This is a genomic window from Salipiger thiooxidans, assembly GCF_900102075.1.
In the GTDB taxonomy this organism is placed as follows: Bacteria; Pseudomonadota; Alphaproteobacteria; order Rhodobacterales; family Rhodobacteraceae; genus Salipiger; species Salipiger thiooxidans.
On sequence record NZ_FNAV01000059.1, the window covers coordinates 1 to 3,628 of the forward strand.

Sequence of the window (3,628 nt, forward strand, 5' to 3'; positions counted from 1 at the left end):
CGGCACAAGCGCATTCTTGAGCGCGTGCCGAAAGAGAACGCGCCGGCGCGAAAGCCCCTTGGCATCGGCGAAGGTCACGTAATCCTGGCGCAGCACCTCGAGCATTGAGCTGCGCGTGACACGCATCAGGATCGCGGTCATCGGCAGCCCCAGGGTGATCGCGGGCAGGATCAGGTGCGCCATCGCATCACCAAAGGCCCGCAGGTCTCCGGCCAGAAGGGTATCGATCAGCAGAAACCCCGTCACCGTCGGCACTTCGGACTCAAAGCCGATGCGGCCCGAGACAGGTAGAATCTGCAGATGCACGGCGAACAGCATGAGCAGCAGGATGCCGAACCAGAACCCGGGCAGCGAGACGCCTAGCAGCGAGCCCACCGTTGCGAGCCTGTCAAAGATAGAATTCTTGCGGATGGCGGCCAGAACACCCAGCGGGATCGCCGTCACCAGCGCCACGATCAGGGCCACAAGGCTGAGTTCGATGGTCGCCGGGAGCCGTTCGGCGATCACGTCCGCGACCGGGCGTCGGTGATAGAAGCTTTCGCCGAAATCGAACTGCAGCGCATTGCCGAGAAAGATGAAGAAGCGCTCGATCATCGGTCGGTCGAGCCCCAGCCCCCGGCGCAGCTCGGCCTCCTGTTCCGGGGTGATCGACTGGTCACCGATCATGATCTGCACCGGATCGCCCGGTGTCAGAGCCATCATCACGAAGACGATGACGCTGACACCCAGCAGAACGGGCACGAGTTGCGCGATACGCTCAAGGAGCTTGCCTGGGCTCATGCCCGTTCCTCCGTCTGCCGATTATTCAACGCAGGCGTCGTGCAGGTTGATGCGGCTGTCGGCACTCGGCGTCCAGCCTGTCAGCCGCTTGGAGACGCCGTAGATGTCCTGCGGAACCCAGAGGTAGAGATAGGGGATGTCCGCGTTGATCATCATTTCGGCATCGTGATACATCGCCGCCCGCTTCTCCTGGTCGATCTCGACCGCAGCCGCATCGAGCAACGCGTCGAGTTCCGGGTTGGAGTATCCCGCCGAGTTGCCACGATCATTGGTGCGGTGTGTCGGCGTGAAGATGTCGAACGGATCAAGAGAGCCATTGCCCCAGCTGGTGAAATACAGGTCACCCGACTTCGGTTCGCCCTTGGTCCGCCATTTGTCGACAAGCTGGGCCCCCTCGCCCACGACCACGCGGGTCTCGATACCTGCCTTGGTCAAAAGCGAAGCGACGGCCTCGGCCGTGTCCTTGAACGCGCCCTCGACGTCCATCGTGACCTCGATGCCGTCGGGATAGCCTGCCTCGGCCAGCAGTTCGCGGGACCGCTCGGGGTCATAGTCGTAGCGCGGCAGCTCGCTTGCGCCAAAGGCGTCAGGCGACAGGATGCCGTCGATACGTGCCGCGTTACCGCCCAGGATCCGGTCGATGATGAGGTCCTTGTCGATGGCGTGAGCCGCGGCCTCGCGCACCTTGGGATCATCGAACAGCTCGCCTTGCGTGTTCATCGCGATGAAAAAGCTGCGGGTGCCGTTTACCGTCAGAACATCCGTGTTCTCGTTGTTCTCGACCTGACCCACCGAAAAGGGCGGCAGTTCGTTGATGATATCGACGTCGCCGGCCAGCAGAGCGGCCACGCGGCTGGCGCTTTCGGGAATGACCTTGAAGATCACCCGGTCGACGCAGGCCGTGCCGACCGGCTCGATGTCCGTTGCACCGCCGTAATAGTCGTCAAAGCGCTCCATGATGATGGCATCGCCCTTGCGCCACTCGACCAGCTTGAACGGGCCGGTGCCGTTCTCCATCGTCGCGACGCCGTCGTTGCCGAACTCCTCGACCCAGGCCTTCGAGACGATCTGCTGGTTTGGCAGCATCGCCGGCAGGATCGGCCAGGGTTCGGACAAGCTGATGCGCACGGTATCGTCCGCCACGATATCGACCGATGCAACCGGCCCCATCAGGCCCTGCCGCGGGCTGGTTACACCATCGCCCATGCCGCCATCCTGCGTAATGCGGTCAAAGGTAAACTTGACGTCCTCGGCGGTCATTTCGCTGCCGTCATGGAATTTCACGCCCTGACGCAGCTTGAAATCATACTCGGTCGGAGAAACCTGCGTGATCGATTCCGCGATCTCGGGCACCACAACCATGTTGCTGTCACGCGTCACCAGCCCGTCATAGAGGTTGCGGATGATCGTTTCGGTTTCGCGCTTGCGGTGGTTCGCCGGATCGAGCGTATCGGCATCGAGCGTGAACCCCACCGTCAGATCCGCGGCCTGAGCACCCGGCACCGTGGCGCAAAGGGCCACCGCGGACGCCGTCAGGAATTTCGACAGTCTGTTCATTTATTAACTCCCTGTTTGTCTACGCATTGGCGCAGCGTGCATTGGCGCAGCGTCATCTTGTGTGGACACCCATTCAGATGCAGGAACCGTGCCAACGAAACGACAATGCGCCACCCAAAGCAAGGCACTGGAAAGACAGTGTTTTAAAACCCACCACTCGACAAAGACAAATGCTCGGATGCCGTGCGCGCGAAATTCGCGCAAGGCGTGCGTCTCTCACACGCGCGATGCCGGCGCGGCTACCGCACGCTCGGCGGCGCTGGCGATGCCCATCTGAGCGCGATATTTCGCCACCGTTCTCCGGGCGACCAGTAGCCCCTCCGCCTCCAGTCGCGCGACGATCTGAGCGTCGCTCAGCGGTTGCGGTCCCTCTTGCTTGATCAACGTCGCGATCCGATGCCGCAGCGCCACGGCAGACATCTCGCTGCCGTCGCGCGTGGTTATTCCGGGGCTGCAGAGCGCGCGCAGGGTCACCGTGCCTCGGGGCGTTGCAATCATGCGCCCCGCAGCAAGCCGGCCGACCGTCGTTTCATGGATCTCCAACGCTGCGGCAAGCGAGGCGAAACTCATCGGAGCCAGCGCGGCCGGGCCGCTTTCAAGCCACCCGACCTGGCGCCGCACGATCTCTCCGCCCAAGCGCAGCAAGGTCTCGTTGCGCCGGTTCACTGCACGCACCAGCACCTCGGCGTTGCGGATCTCTGCCTGTCCCCGCCCCTCGCCCCTGTCGACCTGCACCGCGGGCAAGGTCGAACGGTTCAGTTCGACCGCCCAGCCCCCCGCCCTGCGATGCACGAGCAGGTCCGGTTCGCTGTCGACGGGTGTTACGGGATCGAACTGCAGGCCCGGCTTGGGTTCGAAACTGCGGATCTGTCCGAGTGCCGCGGTGATCTCGTCGACACTGGTCCCCGCCAGCTGCGCGAGCACATCGAGCTTTCCGGCGGCCAGCATGTCGAGATGATCAAGAATGCATCCCATGGCGGGGGTCAGCAGGCCGCGATCCCGGGCCTGCAGCAGCAGGCATTCGCGCAGATCCCGCGCCAGCAGCCCGGCGGGCTCGATCTGTTGCGCCTTCGCAAGGACCGCATCGACCGTCGCCGGCGGTATTCCCAACTCGCCTGCGATCTCTGCCGGTGGGCGATCCAGCCACCCCCAGGGGGAAACCGAAAAGGCAAGCGCCCGCGCGATTTCCAATTCTTCGGCACTGCGCAGGAGCAGGCGCAGTTCGGTCATGATATGTTCGTGCAGACCCGGGCTGCCCGCGACCCCCAGCACCTCGGCAAGTCCGCCCCCC

General features: G+C 63.6%; 3 protein-coding genes. All 3 read right to left on the reverse strand.

The genetic code is table 11. From position 1 onward, the window contains the following. Positions 1-780: ABC transporter permease (locus BLQ77_RS27960; protein ID WP_089964314.1), on the reverse strand; the 780-nt coding region annotated here is incomplete at its 3' end. 21 nt (positions 781-801) lie between these two features. Next, complete coding sequence (locus BLQ77_RS27965; protein ID WP_089964315.1) at positions 802-2,337, reverse strand: ABC transporter substrate-binding protein; 1,536 nt, start codon at positions 2,335-2,337, stop codon at positions 802-804. A gap of 216 nt (positions 2,338-2,553) precedes the next feature. Beyond that, positions 2,554-3,628: RNA polymerase factor sigma-54 (locus tag BLQ77_RS27970; protein ID WP_207545919.1), on the reverse strand; the 1,075-nt coding region annotated here is incomplete at its 5' end.